The organism is Clostridium amazonense (genome assembly GCF_056431285.1).
In genome coordinates, this window is record NZ_JBWKMH010000010.1 from 278,618 (window position 1) to 295,663 (window position 17,046).

18 protein-coding genes and 1 pseudogene are annotated in these 17,046 nt (G+C 26.2%); all 19 read left to right on the forward strand.

What is annotated here, in order from left to right; all coding sequences use genetic code 11:
* Window positions 1–282: 282 nt before the first annotated feature.
* The 19 genes and pseudogenes from AC07E4_RS05730 (at window position 283) to AC07E4_RS05820 (ending at window position 17,029) form a co-directional block, all read left to right on the forward strand.
* Entirely contained in the window at window positions 283–1,323 is a 1,041-nt protein-coding gene (locus AC07E4_RS05730) for a S66 family peptidase (protein ID WP_478215911.1), read from the forward strand.
* A gap of 247 nt (window positions 1,324–1,570) precedes the next feature.
* On the forward strand, window positions 1,571–3,493 hold the full coding sequence (locus tag AC07E4_RS05735; protein ID WP_478215912.1) for a serine hydrolase domain-containing protein: 1,923 nt from the start codon (window positions 1,571–1,573) through the stop codon (window positions 3,491–3,493).
* Window positions 3,494–3,536: 43 nt separating this feature from the next.
* Window positions 3,537–4,232 (forward strand): response regulator transcription factor, encoded by a 696-nt coding sequence (locus tag AC07E4_RS05740; protein ID WP_478215913.1) that lies wholly within the window; start codon window positions 3,537–3,539, stop codon window positions 4,230–4,232.
* Window positions 4,225–5,307, forward strand: a complete 1,083-nt coding sequence (locus tag AC07E4_RS05745) for a HAMP domain-containing sensor histidine kinase (protein WP_478215914.1) — start codon at window positions 4,225–4,227, stop codon at window positions 5,305–5,307. Before AC07E4_RS05740 ends, AC07E4_RS05745 begins: the two co-directional genes overlap by 8 nt.
* 442 nt (window positions 5,308–5,749) lie before the next feature.
* On the forward strand, window positions 5,750–6,139 hold the full coding sequence (locus AC07E4_RS05750; RefSeq protein ID WP_478215915.1) for a hypothetical protein: 390 nt from the start codon (window positions 5,750–5,752) through the stop codon (window positions 6,137–6,139).
* A 505-nt stretch (window positions 6,140–6,644) separates the two neighbouring features.
* Window positions 6,645–6,874: pseudogene (locus AC07E4_RS05755) on the forward strand (DUF2087 domain-containing protein).
* A gap of 12 nt (window positions 6,875–6,886) precedes the next feature.
* Window positions 6,887–7,756 (forward strand): GNAT family N-acetyltransferase, encoded by an 870-nt coding sequence (locus tag AC07E4_RS05760; RefSeq protein WP_478215916.1) that lies wholly within the window; start codon window positions 6,887–6,889, stop codon window positions 7,754–7,756.
* A 166-nt stretch (window positions 7,757–7,922) separates the two neighbouring features.
* Window positions 7,923–8,381, forward strand: coding sequence for an N-acetyltransferase family protein (locus AC07E4_RS05765; RefSeq protein WP_478215917.1), 459 nt, complete (start codon window positions 7,923–7,925; stop codon window positions 8,379–8,381).
* 376 nt (window positions 8,382–8,757) lie between these two features.
* Complete coding sequence (locus tag AC07E4_RS05770; RefSeq protein ID WP_040330550.1) at window positions 8,758–9,414, forward strand: TetR/AcrR family transcriptional regulator; 657 nt, start codon at window positions 8,758–8,760, stop codon at window positions 9,412–9,414.
* 76 nt (window positions 9,415–9,490) lie between these two features.
* Window positions 9,491–10,789, forward strand: a complete 1,299-nt coding sequence (locus AC07E4_RS05775; protein ID WP_478215918.1) for an MFS transporter — start codon at window positions 9,491–9,493, stop codon at window positions 10,787–10,789.
* Window positions 10,790–10,812: 23 nt separating this feature from the next.
* Complete coding sequence (locus AC07E4_RS05780; RefSeq protein WP_040330548.1) at window positions 10,813–11,148, forward strand: hypothetical protein; 336 nt, start codon at window positions 10,813–10,815, stop codon at window positions 11,146–11,148.
* 279 nt (window positions 11,149–11,427) lie between these two features.
* A complete protein-coding gene (locus AC07E4_RS05785) occupies window positions 11,428–12,204 on the forward strand; it encodes a nitroreductase family protein (RefSeq protein WP_040330547.1) in 777 nt (258 codons plus the stop codon).
* A 16-nt stretch (window positions 12,205–12,220) separates the two neighbouring features.
* Window positions 12,221–12,586: an ArsR/SmtB family transcription factor gene (locus AC07E4_RS05790; RefSeq protein WP_430828977.1), complete on the forward strand. Its 366-nt coding sequence runs from the start codon at window positions 12,221–12,223 to the stop codon at window positions 12,584–12,586.
* An 87-nt stretch (window positions 12,587–12,673) separates the two neighbouring features.
* Window positions 12,674–13,009 carry a hypothetical protein gene (locus AC07E4_RS05795; RefSeq protein WP_430828976.1) on the forward strand — a complete coding sequence of 112 codons (336 nt, stop codon included), beginning with the start codon at window positions 12,674–12,676 and terminating at the stop codon, window positions 13,007–13,009.
* A 26-nt stretch (window positions 13,010–13,035) separates the two neighbouring features.
* Window positions 13,036–13,689, forward strand: coding sequence for an HD domain-containing protein (locus tag AC07E4_RS05800; RefSeq protein ID WP_040330544.1), 654 nt, complete (start codon window positions 13,036–13,038; stop codon window positions 13,687–13,689).
* Between the two features lie 51 nt (window positions 13,690–13,740).
* Window positions 13,741–14,325, forward strand: coding sequence for a sugar O-acetyltransferase (locus AC07E4_RS05805; RefSeq protein ID WP_478215919.1), 585 nt, complete (start codon window positions 13,741–13,743; stop codon window positions 14,323–14,325).
* A gap of 184 nt (window positions 14,326–14,509) precedes the next feature.
* Entirely contained in the window at window positions 14,510–15,067 is a 558-nt protein-coding gene (locus tag AC07E4_RS05810; RefSeq protein ID WP_040330541.1) for a class I SAM-dependent methyltransferase, read from the forward strand.
* The gene (locus tag AC07E4_RS05815) at window positions 15,060–15,737 is read left to right on the forward strand and encodes a response regulator transcription factor (RefSeq protein WP_040330540.1); all 678 of its coding nucleotides are present in this window, start codon (window positions 15,060–15,062) and stop codon (window positions 15,735–15,737) included. The genes AC07E4_RS05810 and AC07E4_RS05815 overlap by 8 nt, the downstream gene beginning before the upstream one ends.
* Window positions 15,734–17,029, forward strand: a complete 1,296-nt coding sequence (locus AC07E4_RS05820; protein WP_478215920.1) for a HAMP domain-containing sensor histidine kinase — start codon at window positions 15,734–15,736, stop codon at window positions 17,027–17,029. The genes AC07E4_RS05815 and AC07E4_RS05820 overlap by 4 nt, the downstream gene beginning before the upstream one ends.
* Window positions 17,030–17,046 lie beyond the last annotated feature (17 nt).

The following is a 17,046-nucleotide window of genomic DNA, read 5'->3' on the forward strand; positions in this document are numbered from 1 at the left end:
TACAATGCAAATAAGAAAGCTTAATGCTTCAACATTAAGCTTTCTTATTTACATTTATTTTGTTTTATGGTTATTGGGATTAACGGAATATGTTAAAGAAAATGATGATAATTTTGCGATGAGTAAGAGTTTTACTATGTTTTTAATCTCAACATCAAGAACAATAAATATCTTTATAATTAACTTTAGTACATCAAATGCAACCTCATAGTTATAGTGAAAATACTTTATCATAATTAGTGTTAATTTATGGTATAGTATTTGATAAAAGGGGGGATTTACATGTTAAATTTAATAAAACCATCTGCTCTTAAAAGAGGAGATAAAATAGCAACTGTAAGTTTATCATGGGGTGGAGCAGGCGATAAAGAGGTATTATGGAGATATTATCAAGGTAAGGAAAGATTACAAGATGAATTTGGTCTTGAAGTTATTGAGATGGAACATACTTTAAAGGGCAGTGAATATTTATATAAGCATCCAGAAAAAAGAGCAGAGGATTTTATGAATGCTTTTAAAGATAAGTCAATTAAAGGAATTTTTTCATGTATTGGTGGAGAAGAAAGTATAAGAATGCTTCCATTCATAGATTTTAATGTTATAAAAGAAAATCCTAAAGTATTTATTGGGTATTCAGATACAACTATAGGACATATGATATGTTTAATAGCTGGATTATCTAGTTTTTATGGACCAGCTATTTTATCAGATTTTGCTGAAAATGTTAGAATGTTTGATTATACCAAGCATTGGGTAAATAAAGTATTATTTAATACAGAGCAAATAGGAGAAGTACATTCATCAAATATATGGACTAGTGAGCACTTAGCATGGGATGAAGGTAATAAAAATATAAGTAGAAATACTAAAGCACATGACGGTGTAGAAATTTTACAAGGTAATGGTAAAGTAAAAGGACAATTAATTGGTGGTTGCATTGAAGTATTAGAAATGATTAAAGGTACAAAAATTTGGCCAGAGGAAAATGTGTGGAATGATACGATATTGTTTTTTGAGACTTCAGAGGATACACCAAGTCCTAAATACTTTGAATATTGGCTTAGAAATTATGGTTCACAAGGTATTTTAGAAAAAGTAAAAGGAATAATTTTTGGTAAACCATATGATAATAAATACTATGAAGAATATAAAAAGGTAATTAGGAAAGTTATTAGTGATGAATTAAACCTAAAAGATTTACCAATAATGTATAATATGAATTTTGGACATACATCACCAATGATGATAATTCCATATGGAGCATTAGCAGAGATTGATTGTAATAATATAAAATTTTCTATATTGGAATCAGGTGTATTATAATTTAATTAAGTAAAAAATTAGTAGCCTAATTGTAGACGGGGCTACTATTTTTTATTTAATTAATATAGGAGGTGATATGTTGAGAAGTAAAGTTACTAGAACAAATAAGTGAATTATGATAATTATGTGAGTAGCAATTTGAGTTTATTTTAAGAAAGAAAAAATCGTATAATTTTCGTAAGAAAAAAGTTAAAAAATAAAAATCACCATAGATTACAATGAAATTATAAAAGAAAGGGTGATTTGAATGAAACAAAGATTAAGAAAGAGTGTATTAATATTATTTTGTAGTATAATATTTTGTTTTTATATGAGTATACCAACTTTGGCATTGAGCAATGATATGGAAATAAATCATAAAAATATTGAGTATTTTATGGATGATTTCTTTAAAAAAAATATAGACAAGTATAACTTGCCAGGAGCTGCAGTTGTTGTTGTAAAAGATGGAGAAGAAATTTTAAAAAAAGGATATGGATATAGCAATCTAGATGAGAAAAAAGTAATTAATCCTGATGAAACATTATTTCCCGCAGCATCAGTAAGTAAGTTGTTTACAGCAACTGCTATTATGCAACTTGTAGAACAAGGTAAGATTGGTTTAAATGAAAATGTTGAGAAGTATATTGCACCTTATAAAATAGAAAATAAATTTGTAGGTAAGGTAACTTGTAGAAATCTCTTAACACACACAAGTGGAGTAGATGAAGCAAGTGAAATAAATGGGAATACTAGAGATAAGAATAATATAAAGTCGCAAGAATATTATTTTGATAATCATAAAATAATTGTAACTAGAGAGCCCGATACAGTAAGTAGATATTCAAATCAAGGTTACAACATTTTAGGATATATAATTGAGAAAGTTTCAGGAATGAGCTATGAACAGTATATAAATGACAATATATTATATCCACTTAAGATGAATAATTCATTGGTAAGATTAGATAATGATAATCTTGCAAAAGGGTATGAAATGTCAGATAAGTCATATACATTAGTTCCTTTAGCTTATCAGTATACTTCAGGTTCTTCAGGCATACTAGCTACTGTAAAGGATATGGAAAACTTTATGTTGGCTCATTTAAATAATGGAGAATTTCAAGGTAATAGAATAATAAAGGTAGAAACTTCAAAATTAATGCAAAGTAAGCAATTTGCAAATGATAATATTTTTTCAGGTATGGGTTATGGATTTATTAGAAGTAATAGAAATGGACAAGAAATAATAAAGCATGAAGGGGCGTTGCCAGGATATACAACAACTATGTTTTTAATACCCAAACAAAATTTAGGTGTTTATGTAGCAACTAATTCATTAAATCCAGTGCCATTTAACATAGAAGAAGAATTCTTAGATAAATTTTATACAAAGAATAGCAATGAGTATAAAGATACAATACCGAAAAATTATAAAAATTATAGCAAGTATAGTGGTATTTATAGAAATTATGATGGAATTTCAAAAAGTAACATTATGAAAATTGGATATCTATTTGATCCTACTATGGATATGGAAATAGTGGATAATAAAGATGGTACTTTAAGTTTAAAGGAATATACTAATGCAAAAGAAAGAAATGTAACAAAGCTTGTAGAAACTGATGATGGTGTGTTTGCTAGGGAAGATGGCAAGGGGAAATTTGCATTTAGACTTGATGAAAAAGGACAGGTTATATATGCATTTAATGATGTAAGTCATAATGCGTATGAAAAAATAAATTTATATCAAGGAAGAGAATTAAATATAGTTTTACTAGCTTTTTCTACAGTGATTTTTTTAATAGTAATATCTAGATCATTGTTTAGGTGTGTGAAAAGACTAGTAAAAAAGCAAGAAAATGAGGACTTTAAAGAAATAAAAATATTAAATATATGTAATTGTATTATATCATTGCTAAGTATTATAGGTTTTTATGGAAGTGTAATATTAGCAATTTCAATGATATTAATGAATGATTCGTCTTTTATCTCATTATTATATATATTATTGGGATGTATAGTAGTAGCTACTATTTTAAGTATTATGTTTATTATATATACAATAGGTATACTTGCAAAATGTAATGTTAAGGTAAAAGTAAAGCTTTTTTATTTGATATTATCAATAGCTAATTTGGTGTTTGGATTGGAAATGTATCACTTCAATTTTCTTGGGTTTAAGATATAAATAGGTGTATAATCATGATGAACTAGAGAAAAGAGGAGATATTATGTACAACATTTTAATTGTTGATGATGAAATAGAAATACTTGAACTTATAGAAGTATTTCTTAAAAATGATGGGTATAACGTTTTAAAGGCAAGTAATGGGGAAGATGCATTAAAAATAATAGATAATGAAGATGTACAATTAGCTATATTCGATATAATGATGCATGGAGTTGATGGATTACAATTATGCATGAAAGTAAGAAATAAATATAACATACCAATAATAATGTTAAGTGCTAAATCGCAGGATATGGATAAGATAAATGGACTTTCTATGGGAGCAGATGACTATATAACAAAACCTTTTAATCCCATGGAATTATTAGCAAGAGTAAAAGCACAAATAAGAAGATATTTTTATTTATGTGGTGCTAATAAAGTTGAAGATAATAAGGATGTATTAGAAGTTAAGGATTTAATAATTAATAAGAGAAATCATAAGGTATATGCTTATGGAGAAGAGGTAAAATTAACACCAACTGAATATAAAATATTAGTGCTTCTTGCAACAGAAAGAGGTAAAATATTTGATTCAGAAGAAATATTTAAGAGCATTTGGAAGGAAAAATATTTCGATGGAAATAATACTGTTATGGCTCATATGTGGAGATTAAGGGAAAAAATAGAGTATGATCCTAAACAACCTAAAATAATAGAAACTGTATGGGGAGTAGGTTATAAGATTGATGAGTAAAAGTATTAAATTTGATATAATATTTAATTTAATAATATCTGTAATAGTAAGTTTTGTAGGAACTTTTTCTTTATTATTTATTGGGATTTTAATAATGCAGTATGCTGATGTAAGTTTATACAATAAGTTTATTAGTGAATATAATTCAAATAACAAATTCATGGTGAGTTTTGTTTTTTTATTATTTAGTATATTTGTAATAAATATGATAGCTATTTTTATAAAAAGAATGGATAAAATAACTGATTATATAAATGATCTTAGTAGAAATGTTAAACTTGTTTCTTCTGGAAATTTAGAAATAAATATTCCAATTAAATCTCAAAATGAATTAGGTGTTTTGGCAAAAGATATAAATAAAATGTCAGAGAGTATTAAACAATTCATGGAAAAAGAAAGACAATGGGAAGAAAACAAAAACAATTTAATTACGAATATTTCGCATGACTTAAGAACACCATTAACTTCTATAATTGGATTTTTGAGCATTATAAAAAACAAAAAATATAATAATGAAGAAGAATTGGAACATTATTCAGAAATAGCATATTTAAAAGCCACTGAGCTCAAGATATTAGTAGATCAATTATTTGAATTTACAAAAATATCAAATTATGATAGTAGATTAAATATAAAAAATATAAATGTATGTGAATTGATAGAACAAGTTGTTGTTGGGTTTATACCAACTTTTGAAGAAAATCAAATGGAATATAGAGTGAAAGCAGAAGATAGAAAAATATTAGTAGAAGCAGACCCCATATTATTGGCTAGAGCCTTTGCAAATATTATTAGCAATGCAATAAAGTATGGCAAGGATGGAAAAGTTATTGAAGTTAATATTGAAAATCATGATGGGAAAACAAAAATAGATTTTATTAACTTTGGTGAAAAAATAGATGAGAAAGATATAAATAGTATATTCGATAGAATATTTAGGATAGAGAAAAAAGATAATAAAATAGAAGGAAATGGTTTAGGTTTAGCTATATGCAAAACAATAATTGATAAGCATAATGGAAGTATAAGCGTTAAGAGTAATGATGAAAAAACTATATTTAGTATAATTATATAAATACTTTAGAGTGTCATATACATAAAACTATTTATATTCATTTTCATTCCCAGTATGTAAAAATATAAAATTAGAAATCCTAATAATGAAGAAATTTAAAACGCTATTCTGTGAAAATTTCAAAGAAGCTATAAATATCTTTTAATTTAATTTTAAAGACTACCTGTTGAAGCGACGTTCTTGTCTTGTGCAAAAGCTAATCCGTCCGTGGCTTAGGTTTTAAAAATGAAATAAAAATATACAACAGCTTCTATTTCAATTTTCAATAAATAGCTTATTTAAATTTTTCATTATAAAAATGTAAAAAAGATTTTAAAATAGAAGTGAAAATTTTAGAATGGGTTAATTTAGAATAAGAAATAGAGAAACATATCATAAGTAAAATTTAATTTACAAATTGTGTTACATTAAGTTTAAAGTGAAAGGTAAATAGGAATTTGAGGTGACGAATATAATAAAGGTAAATATAAAGAAAACAAAAAAATACTATGATTCATTAGAACAAGAATCTCTTTGCAATTGCAGTTATTGTAAGAATTATTATTTATATGTTAAACAAAAATATCCTAAAGTTTCATCTTATATTGATTCACTTGGAATTGATATGGATAAGCCTCTTGAAATTTCTTCATTAGAACCTGATGAAAATAATATTTTGGAGTATTGTGTTTGTCAGTATATCGTATTTGGATGTTGCTACGATACCTATAGTTACAAAATTGATGACGTTGAATTTAGAATTGCACAATCATACATAGATACTGGCATAAAAGAGGAACATTTTGTGATAGAGTTTTATCCAATAAAATTAGAAATGGTATTGTCACTATAAATTTCAGTTTAACAAATATATGAATATAAAGAAACCTCACTTATTGCTGATACGGATAACAGTATCAGTAATAAGTGAGGTTTTTTAGTCTTAGGCAAGTAATAATTAAATTAAACTTATAATTATAGAATAGAAAAAAACACTCAAAGGTTAACTCAAGAACAAGTTGCTGATTACCTGAGTATATCAACAACAACAGTAAATAAGTAGGAAAAGGGTAGTTGTTATTCATATATAACTATATTAACAGCACTAGCAAGACTTTTAAGAGTAGATTTAAAAAAATGCAAACAAATATTAAAAATATTTGATTATATATGGACAAAAGTGGAATTGTTATGTAAAATATAATTAGAAAATTTTGGAATTAAAGGAAGGGTAATGAAATTTTATGGGATTCATCTATAGGTAAGATTAAAAAACAGACACTCATAAGACTGCTACAACCTTAGATAATAGATATAACATTACAGATAAGTAAAGAGAAGCAACTATTAACACATATATGGATGAAACAAATGCTTTAAAATACTATCCAGCTAAGGAAAAGAAGAAGATTATAGTTTTAGGGGAAATAGTGAAAAACTTCTTTACAGATAGGATTTATACTGATAAGGAAATAAATAGAGTATTAAAAAGGATTTTTGAGGACTATGCAACTATAAGAAGATCTTAATTGAGTACGGTTTTATAGATAGAACCAATGATTGTACTAAGTACTGGGTTAAGGAATAGGAGTGGGTTGAGATGATAAAAGAATTTAGCAATTTAAATGGATATGAAATAAGAGAAGTACAATTATATTTAAATAACTTAGAAAAAAATGATAAATCTATACCTCAAATAAAAGATGAATTTAATACAAAGGTTTATAATTTTGGTGAGGGAATATTATTTTATTTTAAGGATAATAAGGTAGTAGGTTCAGTAAGAGTTATCCTAGAAGCGTTAAAACATTTAGGAGTAGTATATATTCATTTTTTAACTGTAGTTAATAATGTAGAAAATAAGGTTGATATTGTGAGTGAGCTTCTTAAATTTGCCATTAATCTTGTTGAATGTAAGGGGGGCAGCAAAATCTTACTAGGGGTAAGTAATGAGGAAATTTTAAAGTTACTTAATGAGTTAGGATATATTCCAAGTTATAATGCCTATAAAATGAAACTTGAAAATAGGAAAACAACTAGTGAACCCTTAGAGTTAATTAATCTATCAGAGAAGAATAAGGAAGAATATCGTAATGTTTTTAATAAATCATTTAGTGATATGCCTCATGGTTGCTATTATGAAATGGAGGATATAGAGGAATATTTAAATAATAATAGTGAAAATAGATATTATTTAGTTACAGATAAAAACAAACTAATAGGATTTATGAATATAGAGATAGAGAATAAGGTTGGGAGCTTTGATATTGGTTTGTGTAATGAGTTTAGAGGTGTAGGTTATGGCAAGAGATTATTAGAAACTGCTATATATACCTTAAATGGAGTTAATGTGGATAAGATTACATTAACTGTTATTGAAAAAAACTCAATTGCTTTAAATATGTATTTGAAAAGAGGCTTTGTAATAGAAAGTATCTTAAGTCACTGGATAGAAATTAGGCAAGAATAAAATGGAAAAATTTCATTTAGAGTAGTAACGGAGAACTTTATCATAATTAGTCGCAAATTTTTTATTTAAATTCTGAGTATGAAAATCAACATGATTAAAATAATTTTTAATCTTATTAAAGTTAAAAGTGTGAAGTGAAATTTATAAATATAAGGTGGTTAAAAATATGAAGGTAAGAAAATTGGGTAAAGAGGATATTGATCTTCTTATAAAAATTCGTATGGATTATTTGTTTGCAGAAAAAGGTGTGTTTTCTGATGAAGAAGTGCAGGATATTAGAAAAAAGTTAGAAGAATATTTTACTAAATATCTTAATAAGGGATTTATTGCTATGATTGCAGAGAATGAAAATGAAGTATTAGCAACTGCATTTATGTCAATGGTGGAAAGACCTCCACTAATAGCGTTTTCATCATATCTTGTGGGTACGGTATACAATGTTTTTACATATCCTCAATATAGAGGACAAGGCATTGCAACGAAAGTTATGAATGAACTTTTATCGGAAGCAAAGTTATTAGGCGTTGTTGCAGTTGATTTAATGTCAACTGAAAAAGGGAAATCATTATATAAAAATCTTGGATTTCAAGTATCAAGTTATACATCAATGAATAAGTTTCTCTAAATCTCGTAAAATAGTATAATCATAAACTTTATTGATTCAGAATATTCATGTATTTAATATTGTTAAATAAGGAATGTAAAAAAGTATGCTAAAATCATTTGATTAGCATACTTTTTTTACAGAAATCGTTGTAGCTATACATATAAATAAATTCAACCAAGCTGAAGCCTAATATACATTAAAAGAATTCCCTTTAGTGATTCCAAATAGCAAATCTTCACTATTAACTTTTCGTCAAATTTTAATTTGTATTGGGGATATATGTTAAATAAAAATCAATATAATTTATAAATTATTAGTACAAGATATTGACATTGATAAAAAGAAATGATAATTTTAATACATACCGAACGAAAGTATGTAAAGGGGGATTGTTATGGCAAGAAATAAAAATCCAGAGATTACAATAAATCGTATATTAGATACTTCCATGGATTTATTCTTAAAAAAAGGCTATGATAATACAACTATACAAGATATTGTAGATGAACTTGGTGATTTAAGTAAGGGTGCAATTTATCATCACTTCAAATCAAAGGAAGAAATAATGGAAGCGGTAATACCTAGGATTTATAGAGGTTCTGATGAAGATTCCTTAGAACTAGAAAAAATTACTTATGAAAATGGGTTAGATAAGTTAAAAAAAGTGTTAATTACATCGTTAAAGAATCCTGCTCAAGAAAGGCTTATTAAAGCAGCACCTAATTTAATGAAAAATCCAAGGATATTAACACAGCAGCTTTTTGATGTTATAGAAACAATAGTACCTAATGTAATTGAACCAATTATTAGAGAAGGTATGAATGATGGATCTATAAAAACTAACAATCCCAAAGAGGTTGCAGAAAGTTTTCTTATATTGATGAATGTGTGGTTAAATCCATCTATATTTTTTGTTAGTAAAGAAGAATTCAGACAAAAGTTTGAGTTTTTAAAAGATGTATTAATAGGCTTGGGAATTCCAGTTTTAGATGATGAATTTCTAGAGGTAATGGAAAAGTACCGTAGTATTATTGAAAATAGTAAAAAATAACTGCCTAATTGGCAGTTTAATTTTAAAAAAATACATACCAAACGAATGTATGTAAAATATTTAGGAGGATAATAATATGGAAAATAAAATAAAATTTTTAAACAAAAACTTTACACTAATGGTGATAGGGCAAATAATATCTCTTTTTGGGAATTCAATTTTAAGGTTTGCTTTACCATTATATCTTTTAGAAGAAACAGGTTCAGCCGCATTGTTTGGGTTAGTATCAGCATGTTCATTCATTCCAATGATTTTATTAACTCCATTTGGTGGAATTATAGCTGATAGAGTAAATAAAAAATATGTTATGGTGGTATTAGATTTTATTACAGCATTATTAATGATTGGTTTTACAATTTTTATTGGAAGTTCAAATTTAGTAATATTAATAATTATAACTTTGATGATTTTATATGGAATACAGGGAGCATATCAACCGTCAGTACAAGCTAGTTTACCTTTTTTAGTAGATAAAGAAGATTTGCTTAAGGGAAATGCAATTATTAATCAAGTTAGTGCTTTAGCAAGTTTAATCGGGCCAATAATAGGTGGACTTTTATATGGAGTATATGGATTAATTCCAATATTGCTAGCAAGTATAGTATGTTTTATTTTAGCTATAATTATGGAAATGATTATGAAAATACCATATGTAAAAAATGAAACTACAGATAGTATAGTTTCAATAGTGAAAAATGATATAAAAACGAGTGTAAGTTTTGTTGTGAAAGATAAACCAGTATTATTTAGAACTATTGTTATAATTTCACTTTTTAATTTAGTTTTAACTGCCATGATAATAGTAGGAATACCAGTAATTATCACAACTGTATTAAATATGTCTAGCCAAGCCTATGGAATAACACAAGGTGTTATAGCTTTAGGGGGATTATTTGGAGGCATTTTAACAGGGTTATTAGTTAAAAAATTGAAAATATCTAATAGTTATATAATATTATTTTTAGATATATTAGCATTAATTCCTATGGGCTTAGTTCTTATGTTTGAAATACCAACTAATATTTCATATATTATTATAACTATTTGTTGCTTCTTTATTATGACGGTATCAACTATATTTAGTATCCAGATGATAACTTTTATACAAGGAGAAACACCAGGAGATTTAATAGGAAAGGTAATGTCAATTTGTTTAACAATAGGTATGTGTGCCCAACCAATAGGACAATTAGCATATGGATATCTTTTTGAGATATTAAGAGATAATATTTCATTAATAATTTTTGGAGCATTTATAGCAGGAGGAATAATAGTATTTATATCAAAAAAAGTTTTTAGTGAATTGGAATCTTTATCTGTAGTAGGTGAAAAAGAATTAGATATAAAAGATAGCACTATGAAGGAAATAAATTAAGTTATAGGGGTTGAGGTTGACATATGGAAAAAGGATTAAAAATAGTAGGATATACAATAATGAAGATATTTAATATTTTAATAGGATTACCATTAGTATTTGCAGGAACATTAGTGGTTTTATCAATATGTTTAGTAGATTTAATACTTCTATTACTACCAGTTTTTTTAGTATTAAATGTAGTTTTAAAAGATATATGTGTTGTAGTTGTTCCGAATAGTTTAGGGTTACAGCTTGTATTTACTATTTTAGGAACACTAATGGGATATTATTTACAAAGAACATTAAAGGTATATATTCCAAAATGGTTCAAGGGAGTAAAAGTATATATAATTAGAAGTGTAACTTTTCATTATTAAGAATAAATTAGAAGAATTCTATTTAGTATAGCTATTTATGATTGAATACGGAGTAAATGAAATTTATAGCCTTAGGTATTTAAATATATTGCCTAAGGTTATGTTTGTCAGAAGAGTGTTTGTATACTTAATATAGCAAACAGATAAGAATGCTTAGAATAATTCCAAATATGTATATTAAAAATTTAATGGTAAACAAATTCTTTACCAATGAATATAAATAATATTTAAATGATACAATAGTTTAAACAAATAAACGAAAGGCAGATGAATATATTTATGAAAGAAAAGCACATAATTGAAGTTAATAGAAATCTTTGTATTGGATGTGGTCTTTGCAAAAATGATTGTCCGGTAAATAATATTGAAATGAAAGATAAAAAATCAGTAATAAAAAATCAAGAGTGTATAAAGTGTGGTCATTGTGTAGCTATTTGTCCCAAGGCGGCTATTACAATGAATGGGTTTGATGAATCACCAATTGAACTTGTAAAACAGCCTAAGTTAGATTCCAATGAATTGTTAATGTCAATTAAAGCAAGAAGAACAATTCGTAAGTTTAAAGATAAAGAAGTACCTTTAGACATTATAAAGCAAATTATTGAGGCAGGTCGATTTACACCTAGTGCTAAAAATGCACAAGATGTATCATACATTGTTTTAAAAGATCATAAGGAAAAGTATGAGGAAGTTGCAGTGAAGTTTTTTAGAAGAATAAAACCAATTGCAAGTATTTTTATGAAAGATGCAAAGGAAGTTACAATTGATGATAATTTCTTTTTCAAGAAAGCATCTATTGCAATAATGGTACTAACAAAGGATAAGATTAGTGGTTCACTTGCAGCATCCAATATGGCATTAATGGCAGAGTCTTATGGATTGGGTGTATTGTATAGTGGATTTTTCTCAGAGGTTGTAAAACATTCATCAAAGTTACGAAAAATTTTAAATGTAAAGAGTAAGAATCATGTAGTTACAACTCTTGTAATTGGATATCCAGATGTGAAATATAGACGGACTGCACAAAAAGAAACTGCTAATGTTAATTATTTATAAGGATTAGGAGAAACTTATGGAAAAAGAATGTCAGGAAAGATTAAAAGAAATAACATGCAAATTTAAAATATGTCGTAAAGCTTTGTCTGCTATGGGTGATGAGACTAGACAGTTAATTTTGATTACACTTTTAGAGAGTGAATTTAATGGAATTAGAGTAGGGGAGATTACGAAGAAAACGCATCTTTCGCGCCCAGCTGTATCACATCATCTTAAAATATTGAAAGAAGCAGAAATTGTGAATGTACGTAGAGAAGGTACAAAAAACTATTACTATCTTGATTCAAATGAATCCCAGTGGCAAACACTAACAGAGCTAATAAATCTTATATTTAATGGAATACAACATATTGGAAAAGATGATTTAAGAAAAGAGGAATAAACTACTGTAACCGTGCAAAAAATTATATGTTCAAGAGATTAAGAAAACAAGTTTAAAGCAAAATGGGAATTTGTAGAGGTGATTATAATGGCAAAGCATGAGTTTGGACTTATGCAAATTGAACCACAACATAAAGAAAGATTTGATGAGTCTCAACCCAACCAATATAATTGTATTAAGGTTGATGATGAGTTTATTGAACCAATTTTAATAGAATTAGAAAGCTTGAATTGTTATTGGCATACTCTTCAAGTTGAAGGAAAAGGTATTGCATATTGTGGAATTACACTTATACCACCTGAGTCAATGGATAATTTAACGAAAATTTTAGTAGCACAAAATAAATTAGAATATAATGAGTTAATTCTTTTATGTAAAAAGGCAAGAGAAGAAAATAAATATATAATTCATTTTGGAATATAAATTGTTATTTAAAAGAGGTTAAAGAAATGAGTAAGTTTGAGCAAATAGTAAATGATGAGAAGATTATTCAACAGTATAATAAGATATCTGAGTTTGAAGATTTAGACAAAGGGTGGGCACATCATAATTTAGAACATGTAAAAAATGTTTCAAAGTTAGTTGAGGTTTTATTGAAAAAATTAAATTATGATGAGAATTTTATAGAAGAAGCAAAGATAGCAGCTATATTACATGATGTTGGTGCAGTAGAAGGTAAAAATAATCATGCCTTACGAAGTTATGAGTTTGCTAAAAAGTATTTTGATGAAAATAATATTTTATTAAAAAATAGAGAGTTAGTTTTAGATTCAATAAAAAGCCATAGTGATGGATTTAATAGTGATAATATTATGACTTTAACATTAATTATAAGTGATAAACTAGATATAAAACATACTAGAGTTGCAAAAGAAGGATATAATGTAAAAGGAATGAGGCAGTTACAATATATAAAAGATATATTAGTTGATATTTATAATAAAAATTTAGAAATTAAATTTATCTGTGATGATAAAATTAACATAAATGAATTAGAAGAATTTTATTTTATGATTAAAGTGTTTAGAGCAATAAAAACTTTTTCGGAAAAAATGAATTTAACACCTAAGGTATTTTTAAATAATTGTAAATGGGAGTACTAGAATAATATTAAATTTAAAGTAGAATATAAATGGGTTAGTGAGGAGATTGTTATGACTGAAAGGGAGAAAATGCTAGCAGGAGAACTTTATGACTGTGGAGATGATGAACTAATTAAACAATGGCATAAAGCTAAAGATTTAATTAGAGAATACAATAATTGTATATCATCTGATATGAATACTAAAAATAGAATTTTAGATAATTTACTTGGAGGTAAAGGAAAGAATCTTTGGATTACAGCTCCATTTTTTGTTGACTATGGAAATAATATTTACTTTGGGAATAATTGCGAAGTTAATATGAATTGTACTTTTTTAGATGATAATAAAATAACCATTGGAAACAATGCATTAATTGCACCAAATGTTCAAATATATACAGCATTTCATCCAACGAATGCAAAGGATAGGTTTGGAAAAACTAAAGAAGATGGTTCATTTGAGTTTTGTAAGACTAAAACAGCACCAGTAGTTATAGGTGATAATGTGTGGATTGGTGGTGGTGCAATAATAATGCCAGGAGTAACAATTGGAGATAATGTTGTAATAGGTGCAGGAAGTGTTGTTACTAACAATATTGCTTCTAATAAGGTGGCTTATGGTAATCCATGTAGAGTTGTTAGAGAAAATACTTAATAGAAAATAGTAGCATCCAATTATAATTGGGACTATTATTTTTTTTGAGTGTGCACACATTTATGTTAACAAATTTAATGATTAATAAGTAAATTATTAAGAAATCTTAAAACATTTATAGAGATTTACTTAAACAATTATTTTTATAATTAATAAAAAAGAATTTGTGGAGGTAATACTTATAATGTTTATAATAGAATATATTAAAAATCCTAGATTGGTAGGTGCAATTGCTCCAAGTGGTAGATATTTAGCTGATAAAATGGTGAATGAGATTAATTTTAATAAAGCTAAGTGTATAGTGGAATTTGGACCAGGAACAGGAGTTTTTACTGAAAAAATATTATCAAAAGTAAAAGAAGATACAAAAGTTTTATTAATTGAAGTAAATAATGAATTTTATAATATTTTAAAAGAGAAATATGGTTATAAGAATAATGTAATAATAATCAATGATAGTGCTGAAAATATTGATATAATATTAAAACAGAATAACATAAAAAATGTGGATTACATTTTATCAGGACTTCCATTTGCATCATTGCCTAAAGAAATTTCAAGAACAATTTTAAATAAAACAGCAAAAATAATTAATGAAAAAGGATGTTTCATAACTTTTCAATATTCATTATTCAAATTAAAACTTTTCGAAAACTACTTTTGTAGTATTAATTATAAAAAGGAGATACGAAATTTACCACCAGCATATATCTTACAATGCAGAGGAGAGAAAAATGGGTAAAAATATATTAGTAGTTGATGATGACAAAGACATTAGAGAACTTATAGCTGTTTATATGAAAACAGAAAATTTTAATGTAGATAATGCATCTAATGGAGAAGAAGCTTTAAAACTAATTGAAGGAAAGAAATATGATTTAGTTATTTTAGATATAATGATGCCGAAAGTTGATGGTTTACAAACTTTAATAGAAATAAGAAAAAGTTACACTATGCCAGTAATTTTTTTAACAGCAAAAGACGAGGAAATAGATATGATAAAGGGGTTAGCTTTAGGGGCAGATGATTATATAGCAAAACCTTTTAGTTCTATGGAGTTAATTGCAAGGGTTAAATCGCATTTAAGAAGATATACTATTTTTAATAACTCAGATAAGAGTTTGATAACTATAGGAGATTTGAAGGTAGACACTGATATGAGAAGTGTAGTAGTGGAAGGCAAGGAGATAAATTTAACGCCAACAGAATATAAAATATTAGAGTTATTGTGTAAAAACAGAGGGATGGTTTTTAGTGTTGAACAAATTTATGAAAACATTTGGAGAGATAAGTATGCTGTAGGAGATACATCTATCATGGTTCACATAACTAAACTTAGACAAAAAATAGAGAAGGATCCTAAAACTCCAGAATACATAAAAACTGTATGGGGTGTAGGGTATAAAATATGAAAAAGAAAATAAATATAAAATATAATTTAATACTAGGAATATTTATAGGATTTTTTTTAGCTCAGTTAGTAATGGCAGAGGGATATGCAATTTTAGTTAGAAAGCAACAAAATAATGGAACATTGGAAATGGGATTAACTTATACAGACACAAAGTTTTTAAAGATAATATCAATATTGGTTTTTATATTAACAGTAGCTATTTTTTGTACAAAAAGACTTAGACAAATTAATTTAAATAAAATGAGTATATATTTATTGTCAGTTGTAATAATTTCGGTAATAGTAGCTATTGAAGGGGTTATGATTTTAGTAACAATTGTATTAAAGTTAAATCCTAATATTAAAAACCTTATAGAAATTAACTATTTTATATCAGTGAATTTCTTCTTTATTATGTGTTTTATAGGAATAGCTATATTTTTAGCTACATTTATTTTTTTTGTAAATAGAAAAGTTAAGTATATAAAGTTTATAACAAAGGAAGTCAATGTTATTAAAGAAAAAGGATTTGGGACAACAATTGAAATAAAAGGCAAGGATGAATTATCTAAGTTATGTAAAAGTATAAATGATATGTCCATAGAACTTGGGAAAAAGATAGAAAATGAAAAGAAGATAGAAAATAATAAAAATGAGCTTATCACTAATATTTCTCATGATTTAAAAACACCATTAACTTCTATAGTTGGTTATTTAGAATTATTAAATAATAAAGATATTAATGAAGAAGATAAAGAGAAATATATTAAAATAGCATATAATAAAAGTTTAAGACTTAAAGAATTAGTTAATGAACTTTTTGAATACACTAAGTTAACTGATAATAATATAAAAATAGATAAAGTAAAATACAATATTTCAAGTCTAATTAATCAAATAGTTGGTGAAAGTATATTAAGTTTTCAAGAAAATAATATAGAAGTAATATTAGAAAATCCATACAAAGATTTATATTATGATATAGACCCTAAGTTATTTGTACGTGTTATTGAGAACTTAGTAAAAAATGCTGAAAAATACAGTGATCCAAATTCAATATTTAAGGTAATAATTGAGAAAAAGATAGAAGATATAGAAATATTATTTATAAATCATTGCGAAGGCTTAAATGAAAAAGAGTTAGAAAAAATATTTGAAAAGTTTTATAGATTAGATAAAGCAAGAAGTAGTGACAATGAAGGTTCAGGGTTAGGGTTAAGTATAGCAAAAAGAATAATAGAATTACATGGTGGAGATTTGACTGTAGAAAATAAAAATAAAGATATAATATTTAAGATTACTTTGTATTAAGAGCTATGCTAAAAATA